9 protein-coding genes are annotated in these 12298 nt (G+C 68.8%); 3 read left to right on the top strand and 6 right to left on the bottom strand.

The features are described from left to right. Window positions 1-65 precede the first annotated feature (65 nt). Together prpF and acnD are read right to left on the bottom strand one after the other, a co-directional pair. Window positions 66-1271, bottom strand: a complete 1206-nt coding sequence (gene prpF / locus U8331_RS04235; protein ID WP_481132367.1) for a 2-methylaconitate cis-trans isomerase PrpF — start codon at window positions 1269-1271, stop codon at window positions 66-68. Between the two features lie 55 nt (window positions 1272-1326). Next, window positions 1327-3939, bottom strand: a complete 2613-nt coding sequence (acnD, locus tag U8331_RS04230; protein ID WP_481132366.1) for a Fe/S-dependent 2-methylisocitrate dehydratase AcnD — start codon at window positions 3937-3939, stop codon at window positions 1327-1329. A gap of 221 nt (window positions 3940-4160) precedes the next feature. Here acnD and U8331_RS04225 point away from each other — a divergent pair, with 221 nt between their 5' ends. The 3 genes from U8331_RS04225 to U8331_RS04215 all read left to right on the top strand — a co-directional run bounded on the left by U8331_RS04225 (window position 4161) and on the right by U8331_RS04215 (window position 7756). Further along, on the top strand, window positions 4161-6197 hold the full coding sequence (locus tag U8331_RS04225) for a 2,4-dienoyl-CoA reductase FMN-binding domain-containing protein (protein ID WP_481132365.1): 2037 nt from the start codon (window positions 4161-4163) through the stop codon (window positions 6195-6197). Between the two features lie 368 nt (window positions 6198-6565). Further along, on the top strand, window positions 6566-7024 hold the full coding sequence (locus tag U8331_RS04220; RefSeq protein WP_481132364.1) for a cell wall hydrolase: 459 nt from the start codon (window positions 6566-6568) through the stop codon (window positions 7022-7024). Between the two features lie 120 nt (window positions 7025-7144). Next, a complete protein-coding gene (locus U8331_RS04215) occupies window positions 7145-7756 on the top strand; it encodes a glutathione S-transferase N-terminal domain-containing protein (protein WP_481132363.1) in 612 nt (203 codons plus the stop codon). 72 nt (window positions 7757-7828) lie between these two features. On the opposite strand, the gene prpC is transcribed toward U8331_RS04215, so the two are convergent. The 4 genes from prpC to U8331_RS04195 all read right to left on the bottom strand — a co-directional run bounded on the left by prpC (window position 7829) and on the right by U8331_RS04195 (window position 12195). After that, the gene (gene prpC / locus U8331_RS04210) at window positions 7829-8974 is read right to left on the bottom strand and encodes a bifunctional 2-methylcitrate synthase/citrate synthase (RefSeq protein ID WP_481132362.1); all 1146 of its coding nucleotides are present in this window, start codon (window positions 8972-8974) and stop codon (window positions 7829-7831) included. A 3-nt stretch (window positions 8975-8977) separates the two neighbouring features. Next, window positions 8978-9868: a methylisocitrate lyase gene (gene prpB / locus U8331_RS04205; protein ID WP_481132361.1), complete on the bottom strand. Its 891-nt coding sequence runs from the start codon at window positions 9866-9868 to the stop codon at window positions 8978-8980. Further along, a complete protein-coding gene (locus U8331_RS04200; RefSeq protein WP_481132360.1) occupies window positions 9865-11130 on the bottom strand; it encodes a hypothetical protein in 1266 nt (421 codons plus the stop codon). Before U8331_RS04200 ends, prpB begins: the two co-directional genes overlap by 4 nt. A 78-nt stretch (window positions 11131-11208) precedes the next feature. Beyond that, a complete protein-coding gene (locus U8331_RS04195) occupies window positions 11209-12195 on the bottom strand; it encodes a malate dehydrogenase (protein WP_481132359.1) in 987 nt (328 codons plus the stop codon). Between the last annotated feature and the right edge of the window lie 103 nt (window positions 12196-12298).

Raw genomic sequence — 12298 nt, 5'->3', positions numbered from 1 at the left:
ACCTCCGAAAGGGAGTCGCCATTGTGCGCGCTCCCTCCGGCGAGGCCTTCACCCGTCCTGCAGGATTACGCGCCCGGCAGGGCCTCCGCCGGGACGCGCACCGCGCCTTCCATCAGCACGCGTGCGCTGCGGCTCATCACCGCCCTGGTGACGGTCCACTGGCCGTCGACCTGTTCCGCCTGCGCGCCGACACGCAGCGTGCCCGACGGGTGGCCGAAGCGCACCGCCTCGCGCTCGCCGCCGCCGGCCGCGGCGTTGACCAGCGTGCCCGGGATCGACGCGGCGGTGCCGATCGCGACCGCGGCGGTGCCCATCATCGCGTGGTGCAGCTTGCCCATCGACAGCGCGCGCACCAGCAGGTCGACGTCGGTGGCGGCGATGCGCTTGCCGCTGGAAGTGATGTGGTCGGCCGACGGTGCGACGAACGCGACCTTGGGCGTGTGCTGGCGGGTGGCGGCCTGTTCGACGTTGCCGATCAGCCCCATGCGCACCGCGCCGTGCGCGCGGATCGCCTCGAACCGGGCCAGCGCCTGCGGGTCGCCGTTGATGGCGTCCTGCAGCTCGGCGCCGGTATAGCCGAGGTCGGCGGCGTTGAGGAAGATGGTCGGGATGCCGGCGTTGATCATCGTCGCCCTGAAGGTACCGACGCCGGGCACGTCGAGGTCGTCGACCAGGTGGCCGGTCGGGAAGATGCCGCTCGACGCGCCGTCGCCCTCACCTTCGTCCGCCGGGTCGAGGAACTCCAGCCGGACCTCGGCGGCCGGGAAGGTCACGCCGTCGAGCTCGAAGTCGCCAGTCTCCTGCACCTGCCCGCCAGTCATCGGCACGTGGGCGACGATGGTCTTGCCGATGTTGGCCTGCCAGATCCGCACGGTGGCGATGCCGTCGCGCGGGACCCTGGCGGGATCGATCAGGCCGGCGCTGATCGCGAACGGGCCGACCGCGGACGACAGGTTGCCGCAATTGCCGCTCCAGTCGACGAACGCGGTGTCGATCGACACCTGCCCGTAGAGATAGTCGACGTCGTGGTCCGGGATCGTCGACGCCGAGATGATCACGCACTTGCTGGTGCTCGACGTCGCCCCGCCCATGCCGTCGGTGTGCTTGCCATAGGGGTCGGGCGAGCCGATCACGCGCATCAGCAGTGCGTCGCGCGCCGGTCCCGGGACCTGCGCGGCGGCGGGCAGGTCCTGCAGGCGGAAGAACACGCCCTTGCTGGTGCCGCCGCGCATGTAGGTGGCGGGGATGCGGAGCTGCGGAGCGTGCGGCATGGGTATTCCTGCGAGTGGGTCGACGGGGGCTGGAGGGACGGCGGCGCGGTTTCGGCTAGGCCGCCTGATCCGCCTCGAAGAACTCGTCGGCGAAGCGCTGCAGCACGCCGCCGGCGGCGTAGATCGCGACTTCCTCGGCGGTGTCCAGGCGGCAGGTCACCGGCACCTCGACGCGCTCACCGCCCTTGCGATTGATGACCAGCGTCAGCGTCGCGCGCGGCGCCGGGGTGCCGACCACGTCATAGGTCTCTGTGCCGTTGATGCCCAGCGTGTTGCGGTCGGTGCCGGGCTGGAACTCCAGCGGCAGCACGCCCATGCCGATCAGGTTGGTCCGGTGGATGCGCTCGAAGCCCTCGGCCGCGATCGCCTCCACGCCGGCCAGGCGCACGCCCTTGGCGGCCCAGTCGCGCGAGCTGCCCTGCCCGTAGTCGGCGCCGGCGATGATGATCAGCGGCTGGCGGCGCTCCATGTAGGTCTCGATCGCTTCCCACATGCGGGTGACCTCGCCTTCCGGCTCGATCCGCGCGAGCGATCCCTGGCGCACGCTGCCGTCGTCGTTGCGCACCATCTCGTTGAGCAGCTTGGGGTTGGCGAAGGTCGCCCGCTGCGCGGTCAGGTGGTCGCCGCGGTGGGTCGCATAGGAATTGAAGTCCTCCTCCGGCAGGCCCATTTTCGCCAGGTATTCGCCGGCGGCGCTGCTGGCCATGATCGCGTTGGACGGCGACAGGTGATCGGTGGTGATGTTGTCGCCGAGCACCGCCAGCGGGCGCATGCCGCGCAGCGTGCGTTCGCCGGCCAGCGCGCCTTCCCAGTACGGCGGACAGCGGATGTAGGTGCTCATCTCGCGCCAGTCGTACAGCGGCGACACCCTGCTGCCGTGCTCGACGCGGATGTTGAACATCGGCTCGTACACCTTGCGGAACTGTTCGGGCTTCACGTGCTCGCGCACGATGGCGTCGATCTCCTCGTCGCTCGGCCACAGGTCCTTGAGCGTGACCGGGTTGCCCTGCGCGTCGGTGCCGAGCACGTCCTTCTCGATGTCGAAACGGACCGTGCCGGCCACGGCGTAGGCAACTACCAGCGGCGGCGAGGCCAAGAACGCCTGCTTGGCATACGGATGGATGCGGCCGTCGAAGTTGCGGTTGCCCGACAGCACGGCGGTGGCGTACAGGTCACGGTCGACGATCTCCTGCTGGATCGCCGGGTCGAGCGCGCCGCTCATGCCGTTGCAGGTGGTGCAGGCGAAGCCGACGATGCCGAAGCCGAGCTTCTCCAGCTCCGGCAGCAGCCCGGCCTCCTCCAGGTACAGCTGCACCGCCTTCGAGCCCGGCGCGAGCGAGGTCTTGACCCACGGCTTGCGCACGAGGCCCAGCGCATTCGCCTTCTTCGCGAGCAGGCCGGCGGCGATCACGTTGCGCGGGTTGGAGGTGTTGGTGCAGCTGGTGATCGCGGCGATGATCACCGCGCCGTCGGGCATCAGGCCCTCTGCCTCCTGCGCACGCGCGGCGTCGAGGTTGCCGGCGACGCCGCGCTCGGTGAGCGCACTGGTCGGCAGGCGCCGGTGCGGGTTGGACGGGCCGGCCATGTTGCGGGTGACGGTCGACAGGTCGAAGGCCAGCGTGCGCTCGTACTGCGCGGTGTCCAGCGCGTCGGCCCACAGGCCGGTGTGCTTCGCGTAGGTCTCGACCAGGCTGACCTGTTCGTCGTCGCGGCCGGTCAGGCGCAGGTAGTCGATGGTGTTGTCGTCGATGAAGAACATCGCCGCGGTCGCGCCGTACTCGGGCGCCATGTTGGAGATGGTCGCGCGGTCGCCCAGGGTCAGCGCGCGCGCGCCTTCGCCGCGGAACTCCAAGTAGGCACCGACCACCTTCGACTGGCGCAGGAACTCGGTCAACGCCAGCACGATGTCGGTGGCGGTGATGCCCCGCTGCGGGCAGCCGGTCAGCTCGACGCCGACGATCTCCGGCAGGCGCATCCACGAGGCGCGGCCGAGCATCACGCTCTCCGCCTCCAGCCCGCCGACGCCGACCGCGATCACGCCCAGCGCGTCCACGTGCGGGGTATGGCTGTCGGTGCCGACGCAGGTGTCCGGGAATGCCACGCCGTCCTGCACGTAGACCACCGGCGACATTTTCTCCAGGTTGATCTGGTGCATGATCCCGTTGCCCGGCGGAATCACGTCGACGTTGCGGAAGGCATGCTTGGTCCACTCGATGAAGTGGAAGCGGTCCTCGTTGCGGCGCTCCTCGATCGCGCGGTTCTTCGTAAAGGCATCCGGATCGAAGCCGCCGCACTCGACCGCCAGCGAGTGGTCGACGATCAGCTGGGTCGGCACCACCGGGTTGACCTGGGCCGGATCGCCGCCGCGCTGGGCGATCGCATCGCGCAGGCCGGCGAGGTCGACCAGCGCGGTCTGGCCGAGGATGTCGTGGCAGACCACGCGTGCCGGGAACCACGGGAAGTCGAGGTCGCGGCGGCGCTCGATCAGCTGGACCAGGTAATCGCGCAGCTGCGCCGGGTCGGCGCGGCGCACCAGGTTCTCCGCATGCACGCGCGAGGTATACGGCAGGGTGTCGTACGCCCCGGGCTGGACCGCCTCGACGGCGGCTCGGGTGTCGAAGTAGTCGAGCGCGGTGCCCGGCAGCGGCTTGCGGTAATTGGTGTTCATGCGGCGCGGAGATCTCGTGCGAAAACGGGGCGCGGGCGCGCGAGCGAACCCACCCGAAGATGGGGGCGCCGGAGGCGGCCGGTAAGGGCGACGCCGTGGACGCACGGCGGCCGGGCAATTATCGCATCCGCCCGCTACCCAGGCGACGCGCGTGCCGCGCGCTTGTGCCGCTCCGTGAATCCCGGCATGGTTCGCGACTCCATACGCCAGCGTACTTGCGCATGACCGCGACCCGCCCGCACCCGCTCTATCCCCACCTGTTCACGCCGCTGGACCTGGGCTTCTGCGCCCTGCCCAACCGGGTGCTGATGGGATCGATGCACACCGGGCTGGAGGACCGCGCGCGCGACTTCCCGCGGCTGGCGGCCTACTTCGCGGAGCGCGCCGCCGGCGGCGTCGGGCTGATCGTCACCGGCGGCTTCTCGCCCAACATCGCCGGGTGGCTGAAGCCGCTCGGCGGAACCCTGGCCTCGCGCTGGCAAGTTGGCCGGCACCGGCAGGTCACCGGGGCGGTGCACGCTCACGGCAGCCGGATCTGCCTGCAGATCCTGCATTCGGGCCGCTACGGCTACCACCCGCTGCAGGTGGCACCGAGCCGGATCAAGTCGCCGATCAACCCGTTCACCCCACGGGCGCTGTCGGCGCGCGGCATCGAGCGGCAGATCCGCGCCTTCGTCGACACCGCGCGCCTGGCGCGCGACGCCGGCTACGACGGCGTCGAGGTGATGGGCTCGGAGGGCTACCTGCTCAACCAGTTCACCGCGCCGCGCACCAATACCCGCAACGATGCCTTCGGCGGCGACGCCACGCGGCGGATGCGCTTCGCGGTGGAGATCGTGCGCCGCATCCGCGAAGCCTGCGGGCCGGATTTCATCCTGGTCTACCGGCTGTCGATGATCGACCTGGTCGACGGCGGGCTGGCCTGGGACGAGGTGGTGCAGCAGGCGCGCGCGGTCGAGGCGGCCGGCGCGACCCTGATCAATACCGGCATCGGCTGGCACGAAGCGCGGGTGCCTACCATCGCCACTTCGGTACCGCGGGGTGCCTTCGCCGGCATCACCGCGCGGCTGAAACCGGAGGTGTCGCTGCCACTGGTCACCACCAACCGCATCAACATGCCCGAGGTGGCCGAACGCATCCTCGCCGCCGGCGACGCCGACATGGTGTCGATGGCGCGGCCGCTGCTGGCCGACCCCGCGTGGGTGGCCAAGGCGAAGGCATCGCGCCCGACGGAGATCAACACCTGCATCGCCTGCAACCAGGCCTGCCTGGACCACGTATTCGAGAACCGCACCGCCAGTTGCCTGGTCAATCCGCGCGCCTGCCACGAGACCGAACTGGTCTACCGGCCGACGCCCGCGCCGCGGCGGATCGCAGTGGTCGGTGCAGGCCCGGCGGGCCTCGCCTGTGCGACCGTGGCGGCCGAACGGGGCCACCGCGTGACGCTGTTCGAGGCCGCCGACGCGATCGGAGGCCAGTTCAACCTGGCCCGGCGCATCCCCGGCAAGGAGGAGTTCGACGAAACCCTGCGCTACTTCGACGACCGGCTGCGACGCACCGGGGTCGACCTGCGCCTGCGCACGCGCGCCGACGTCGCGGCGCTGGCCGGCTTCGACCACGTGGTGCTCGCCACCGGCGTAGTGCCGCGCACGGTCGGGTTCCCCGGGGCCGAGGGCCCGAAGGTGGTGGGCTATCAGGACGTGCTGCGCGGCTCGGTGGTCGCCGGGGCACGCGTGGCGATCGTCGGCGCGGGTGGAATCGGCTTCGACGTGGCCGAGTTCCTGGTCCAGACCGGGCCGTCGCCGTCACTGGACCCGGTCCGCTGGCGTGAAGAGTGGGGGGTGGACCTGGAGTACCGCGGCAACCGTGGCGGCCTGGCACCGGCCAAACCGACGTCGTCCGCACGCGAGGTCTGGTTGCTGCAGCGCAGTCCCGGCAGGCCCGGGGCGAAGCTGGGCAAGACCACCGGCTGGATCCACCGCGCCACCCTGAAAAAGCACGGTGTTCACATGCTGGGTGGGGTCGAGTACCTGGGCGTAGGCCGCGAGGGGCTGAGAATCCGGCACGAAGGCGCCGAACGACTCCTGCCGGTCGATCATGTGGTGGTCTGCGCCGGCCAGGAGCCCTTCAAACCGCTGCAGCAACCCCTCGCGGCTGCCGGCGTCGCGGTGGAAGTGATCGGCGGCGCGGACGTGGCGTCGGAACTCGACGCCAAGCGCGCGATCCGCCAAGGCGCCGAGGTGGCAGCCCGGCTCTGATCCACCCAGTCACGCCAGAACCTGAACAGGCTTAACGGCGGCAAGTCCATCCGAGTCCGCCTGAAAGCCTTAACAGGCGGTCGTTTCGTGGAAATCATCACAAAATGGCGGCAGTGTGCGTGAATTTGTCAAGCGGATCCATTCACACACCGTTTATCTTTCCGTCGCTACCTTGCGCCAACTTTTTCAGCCGCCCTGCGCGGCACCCACCACCGCCCCCGCCTTCTGCGGGATCCCGGTGACGGGGCAAAGCGCGCCATTAGAGCCGCCGCCCTCCCCAGTACGCCATGCCGGTTCGCCACCGTGGTCCCGCTCCCGAAGAGGAGCGCGCCCGGGTGCGGTCGGCGCAACGGAGCAAGGAGTACGACATGAAACTGGCCTGGATCCTGTGGTTGGCCTCGGTACTGCCACCGCAAACCGCCGATTCGCTCTGCCTGAGCGCGACGCTGTACCTGGAAGCACGCGACCAGTCCGTGCAGGGCCAGCAGGCGGTCGCCGAGGTCGCCCTGCGCCGGCGCGACAGCGGCCTGTGGGGCGACAGCGTCTGCGAGGTGGTCACCGCCCGCAAACAGTTCGCGCCGACCCTGGTGTCGCCCAACTACCGCCTGAGCAATACCGAGGCGTGGGCCGAGTCGGTGACGATCGCGCTGGAGGCCCAGCGCAACTGGCAGCTGCCGCCGGGCGAACGCCAGGAAATCGTCCCGGGCGCCAGCCATTTTGCCGCGCTGGCCATCGCCAGCCCGAGCTGGCGCAACGCCTACCAGGTGGCCACCATCGGCGACCACACCTTCCTGAAGGTACAGAACCTCAAGCCCCGCGGCTCCTGAGGGCTCTCCGGCGCAACAGCGCATCGCGAAAACGTACACCGGTTCCCGGCGACGGGTCGGCGACAATGCCGGCCCGTCTTCGCATCCGCGTGGACCGTACGTTCGCCATCAGGAGGCACCATGAAGCTGTACACCAAGCCCGGCGCGTGCTCGACCGCCGACCACATCGCCCTGCGATGGACGGGTTGCCCGTTCGAGGTGGAGTTGATGACCGCCGAATCGCTCAAGGCGCCCGGCTACCTGGCGCTCAATCCGGCAGGCACGGTGCCGGTGCTGGTCGACGGCGACTTCGTGCTGACCCAGAACGCGGCAATCCTGGGCTACATCGCCGACCGTTTTCCCGACGGCCACCTTGCCGGGGACGGCGGTGCGCATGACCGAGCCGAAGCCACCCGCTGGCTGTCCTTCGTCAACGCCGACCTCCATCCCGCCTTCACCCCGCTGTTCGCGCCAGGCAAGTTCATCGCCGACGAGGCGCAGTACGCGCCTCTCGGCGACGCCGCGCGCGTGCGCATCCGCGGACTGATGGAGAGCGCCGACCGGCGGCTCGCCGATCGCGAATGGCTGGCTGGCTTCCGCAGCTTCGCCGATCCGTACTTCTACATGACCGTGCGCTGGGCACACCGACTCGGCGTGGACATGCGCGGTCTGGAGCACGTCGCCGCGTTCAAGGCGCGCATGGAAGCCGATCCTGACGTGCAGAAGGTGCTGCGGGATGAAGGCCTGGCCTGAGGCAGGCCTTCGGCGGGACATGAAAAAGGCCGCTCCCGGGAGCGGCCTTTTCCGTTCGCGATGCCACCGCGCTCAGCGTGCGTCGAGCGGTACGTAGTCGCGGTCTTCCGGCCCGGTGTAGTTCGCGCTCGGGCGGATGATCTTGCCGTCCTCGCGCTGCTCGATCACGTGGGCGCTCCAGCCGGTGGTGCGGGCGATCACGAACAGCGGGGTGAACATCGGCGTCGGGATGCCCATCATGTGGTACGCGCTGGCGCTGTACCAGTCGAGGTTCGGGAACATCCTCTTGGTGTCCATCATCAGGTTCTCGATGCGCTCGGACACGTCGAACAGGACCTGGTTGCCGCCGTCCTTGCACAGCTTGCGGCTCAGTTCCTTGATGATCGGGTTCCGCGGGTCGCCGACGGTGTACACCGGGTGGCCGAAGCCGATCACGATCTCCTTGCGCTCCATCCGCGCGCGGATGTCGGCCTCGGCCTCGTCGGCGGTCGCATAGCGGCTGATGATATCCATCGCCACCTCGTTGGCGCCGCCGTGCTTGGGCCCACGCAGCGCGCCGATCGCGCCGGTGATGCACGAATGCAGGTCCGACCCGGTGCCGGCGATCACGCGCGCGGTGAACGTCGAGGCGTTGAACTCGTGCTCGGCGTACAGGATCAGCGACTTGTCGAGTGCGTCGGCGTGCAGCGCGCTCGGCGGCTCGCCGTGCAGCAGGTGCAGGAAGTGCGCGGCGACCGAGTCGTCGTCGGTTTCGACATCGATGCGGCGGCCGTTGCGGGTGAAGTGCCACCAGTACAGCAGCATCGAGCCGAAGCTGGCGATCAGCCTGTCGGCGATGTCGCGCGCCTCGCTGGCCGGATGGCCGTCGCGCTCGGGCAGCACCGTGCCCAGCACCGAGCAGCCGGTGCGCAGCACGTCCATCGGGTGGGCGTTGGCCGGCACCAGCTCCAGCGCCTCGGTGACGATCGCCGGCAGGCCACGCAGGCGGCGCAGCTTGGTCCTGTAGGCGTCCAGCTGCGCCTTGGTCGGCAGCGCGCCGTGCACCAGCAAGTGGGCGACCTCCTCGAAGGTCGACTTCGTCGCCAGGTCCTTGATGTCGTAGCCGCGGTAATGCAGGTCGTTGCCGCTGCGGCCGACCGTGCACAGCGCGGTGTTGCCGGCGGCGGTGCCGGACAGGGCGACCGATTTCTTCGGCTTGGGCAGGGTGGTTTCGCTCATGGCTTACTCCTTGTTGTTCTCTTGCGCGAACAGCGCGTCGAGCTTGTCTTCGTAGGCGTGGTAGCCGAGGAAGTCGTACAGCTCGGCGCGCGTCTGCAGGGTGTCGACGATGTTCTTCTGGGTGCCCTCGCGGCGCACCGTCTCGTAGAAATGCAGCGCCGCCTTGTTCATCGCCCGGTAGGCGCCGCAGCAGTACAGCGCGATGTCGACGCCGGCCTCGCGCAGCTCGTCGGTAGTGAAAAACGGGGTCGAGCCGAACTCGGTCAGGTTGGCCAGGATCGGTACCTTCACGGCGGTCTTGAACTTGCGGTAGTCCTCGAGCGACTTCATCGCCTCCGGGAAGATCATGTCGGCGCCGGCTTCGACGTAAGCCACGGCGCGCTCGATCGCCGAGTCGATGCCCTCGACCGCGGCGGCGTCGGTACGCGCCATGATCACGAAGCTGCCGTCGGTGCGGGCGTCGACTGCCGCCTTCACCCGGTCGACCATCTCGCCCTTCGACACCACCTCCTTGCCGGGGCGGTGGCCGCAGCGTTTCTGTCCGACCTGATCCTCCATGTGCACCGCGGCGACGCCGACGCGCTCGAAGCTGCGGATGGTGCGGGCGATGTTGAACGCCCCGCCCCAACCGGTGTCGATGTCGACCAGCAGCGGCATGCCGGTAGCGTCAACGATGCGGCGGGCGTCGGTCAGGACGTCCTCCATCGTGCTGATGCCCAGGTCCGGGACGCCGAGCGAGTTGGCGGCCACGCCGCCGCCCGACAGATACAGCGCCTTGTAGCCAGTGCGCTTGGCCATCAGGCCGGCGTAGGCGGTGATCGCGCCCATGACCTGCAACGGGGATTCGGTGGCGACGGCATCGCGGAAACGCGCGCCGGCGGAATGGTGGCTCATGTGTTCTCCACGTGGGGTGGCAAGGCCGTGATTCTATCCGAGCGGCCCTGCCCGCCCGGCCTGCGCTGCATTGCCAGGGCGCAGAGGACCGGCAGCAGGAACAGCATTGCGAGGAAGTAGCGCCCCTGCACCTCGAAGACGAGGTGGACCAGTCCGAATGCAAGCAGCCAGAGAAGGGGCAGCCAGCCCAGCAGGCCAGTCGATCGCTGCTTCCACCCGACCCACACTGCAAGGACGTAGAACGCTGCTATCAGCGCGCGGTACACCAGTTGCTCCACGAGCGCGACGTTTCGCATGACCTCGCGAGGGGGAGGCGGGCTGCTGGAAGGCGATTCCATCAGCCAAGACCACGCAAACGGCAGCGGTGCAACGATCTGCGGAACCTTGCAGGCCATCACAGCGATCCAATGGGCGGCCGGCTTCGCCTGCAGGCGATCGATCACGGCCTGTGCGAGTGGCTTCCCCAGATCGGATCGCATGGTGGCAGTCGCCTCGGCCGACCATCGACCGCAATCGGCGAGTTGGGAAGAGGATGCGAGCAGGCCCGAATACAACGTCACCGAGGAGTTCGTCCGGATCGCTCCGCTGCGCTCGGCATGGGCGCGCAGTGCCGAGTCGAATCCGAAGCCAGCCAAGGCACCCGCGAAGAGCAGCCCAGCAGCGACAAGTGGTGCAGCCGAACGGCGTTTCCGGCCGACTACCCAGACCAGCACCATCAATCCGCTCAACGTGGCCAGCACCAGCAGGAACTGCGGGCGAGTGGATACCGCGGCCGCGACAAGGAAGATGGCCGATGCCGCCGAACCCACCTGCCCCAGTCGCGAAGGTGGATGCAGGATCATCATCAACCCGATACCGAGACTCATCGTGGCAAGCAGGTCCAGCTGGACGATTCCGTAGTACGGGGCCAGCAGCAACAGATACAGCGCAACCAGATGGGCGATCCATTTCCCCGGCGTGGGGTCCACCTGGCGGGCCAGCACCAACGTGGCGACGCCCGCGACCAGGTTGAGGTAAAGCATGGTCAGGTGCGGCGGCATGCCAAACGGCTTGAGCCATCCAAGCAGGACCAGGGCGGCACCTCCGCGCTCATAACGATCGGGATTGCCCGCGGCCTGCCAGTAATAAAGCCAGTCACTGAAGGGTTCGGGGGTGTACTCGACGGCAAGGAACGCCGCCAGAGCCACGATCAGAGCGGCTTCTAGAAGCAAAAGCCCCCGATGAGCCACCTTGCTCCCGGTGTGCGAAGCGATTGTTGCCATTACCCTCCCCCGACCTGCAGATACAACGAAGGGCGGCCCCGTCAGGACCGCCCTTCCATAACACTTCAATAGTGCGGATCAGCCCAGCAGGTGGGCGACGCCCTCGCGCTCTTCCTCGAGCTCGGCCAGGGTCTTGTCCATCGCGGCGCGGCTGAACCCGTCGACCTCCAGCCCCTCGACGCGCTTGTACTCGCCGTTCTCAGTGGTCACCGGCACGCCGTAGATGACGCCTTCTGGGATGCCGTAGCTGCCGTCGGACGGCACGCCCATGGTGACCCAGTCACCGTTGCTGCCCAGCACCCAGTCACGGATGTGGTCGATCGCGGCATTGGCGGCCGAGGCGGCAGACGACAGGCCACGGGCCTCGATGATCGCCGCGCCGCGCTTGCCTACCTTCGGGATGAACTCGTTGGCGTTCCAGTCGGCGTCGTTGACCTTGTCCTTCAGCGACTCGCCACCGACGGTGGCAAAGCGGTAGTCCGGGTACATGGTCGGGCTGTGGTTGCCCCACACGACCAGCTTCTTGATATCGCCGACCGGCACGCCGGCCTTGTTGGCCAGCTGGCTCAGCGCGCGGTTGTGGTCCAGGCGCAGCATCGCGGTGAAGTTCGCCGACTTCAGGTCCGGCGCCGACTTCATCGCGATGTAGGCGTTGGTGTTGGCCGGGTTGCCGACCACCAGCACCTTGACGTCACGGCTGGCGACCTTGTTCAGCGCCGCGCCCTGGGCGGTGAAGATCTTGGCGTTCTCCAGCAGCAGGTCCTTGCGCTCCATGCCCGGGCCGCGCGGACGCGCGCCGACCAGCAGGGCGATGTCGGCGTCCTTGAACGCGACCTCGGCGTCGTCGGTGCCGACCATGCCGGCCAGCAGCGGGAAAGCGCAGTCCTCCAGCTCCATCATCACGCCCTTGAGCGCGGCCTGGGCCTTCTCCATCGGCAGCTCGAGCATCTGCAGGATGACCGGCTGGTCCTTGCCGAGCATCTCGCCGGAGGCGATGCGGAACAGCAGGGAATAGCCGATCTGGCCGGCTGCGCCGGTAACGGCAACGCGGACGGGGGATTTCATGGTCGATCTCCGGGGAATGGTGACGGTGGGATCGTCGTCCACGGCGGTCACCGCGGACGGCAGTTCGCATTGCACGCCGCGCCGGGCACTCACCCGGCGCGGC

It is taken from the genome of Lysobacter sp. CC-YZS074, assembly GCF_056739745.1.
This window is presented reverse-complemented; position numbering and strand designations above follow the sequence as displayed.

Coding starts and splice junctions, on each gene's coding strand:
- prpF (WP_481132367.1), bottom strand. CDS start 1,271: ATGCCGCACGCTCCGCAGCTCCGCATCCCCGCCACCTACATGCGCGGC.
- acnD (WP_481132366.1), bottom strand. CDS start 3,939: ATGAACACCAATTACCGCAAGCCGCTGCCGGGCACCGCGCTCGACTAC.
- U8331_RS04225 (WP_481132365.1), top strand. CDS start 4,161: ATGACCGCGACCCGCCCGCACCCGCTCTATCCCCACCTGTTCACGCCG.
- U8331_RS04220 (WP_481132364.1), top strand. CDS start 6,566: ATGAAACTGGCCTGGATCCTGTGGTTGGCCTCGGTACTGCCACCGCAA.
- U8331_RS04215 (WP_481132363.1), top strand. CDS start 7,145: ATGAAGCTGTACACCAAGCCCGGCGCGTGCTCGACCGCCGACCACATC.
- prpC (WP_481132362.1), bottom strand. CDS start 8,974: ATGAGCGAAACCACCCTGCCCAAGCCGAAGAAATCGGTCGCCCTGTCC.
- prpB (WP_481132361.1), bottom strand. CDS start 9,868: ATGAGCCACCATTCCGCCGGCGCGCGTTTCCGCGATGCCGTCGCCACC.
- U8331_RS04200 (WP_481132360.1), bottom strand. CDS start 11,130: ATGGCAACAATCGCTTCGCACACCGGGAGCAAGGTGGCTCATCGGGGG.
- U8331_RS04195 (WP_481132359.1), bottom strand. CDS start 12,195: ATGAAATCCCCCGTCCGCGTTGCCGTTACCGGCGCAGCCGGCCAGATC.